2 tRNA genes are annotated in these 410 nt (G+C 51.5%); both read left to right on the plus strand.

The annotated features are described in order from the left end of the window. Positions 1-53 precede the first annotated feature (53 nt). Positions 54-130, plus strand: a tRNA-Ile gene (locus ACNY69_RS21640). 138 nt (positions 131-268) lie between these two features. Further along, positions 269-344: transfer RNA gene (locus ACNY69_RS21645), tRNA-Ala, on the plus strand. The last annotated feature ends 66 nt before the right edge of the window (positions 345-410 follow it).

The following is a 410-nucleotide window of genomic DNA, read 5'->3' on the forward strand; positions in this document are numbered from 1 at the left end:
AAGTGCTCACACAGATTGTCTGATAAAAAGTAACGAGCAGAAAAAACCTCTACAGGCTTGTAGCTCAGGTGGTTAGAGCGCACCCCTGATAAGGGTGAGGTCGGTGGTTCAAGTCCACTCAGGCCTACCAAATTCGCACTCACGCTGCGTTATGTCTCCGGCTCGCATAGTTCACTATGCTTCGCGAAGACATGCCTTGCCTGAGCACGAATTGCATTTCTCACGAAGTGTACTCGGTTGGACGTAGTGGTCTCTGCAGTAACTGTATGGGGCTATAGCTCAGCTGGGAGAGCGCCTGCCTTGCACGCAGGAGGTCAGCGGTTCGATCCCGCTTAGCTCCACCATACCGTTTTAACTGTTTTTTCTGAATACCTCAGAGCGTACCGGCGACGGTGTGCTGTGAAGTATTA

It is taken from the genome of Pantoea graminicola, assembly GCF_048452665.1.
GTDB lineage: Bacteria > Pseudomonadota > Gammaproteobacteria > Enterobacterales > Enterobacteriaceae > Pantoea.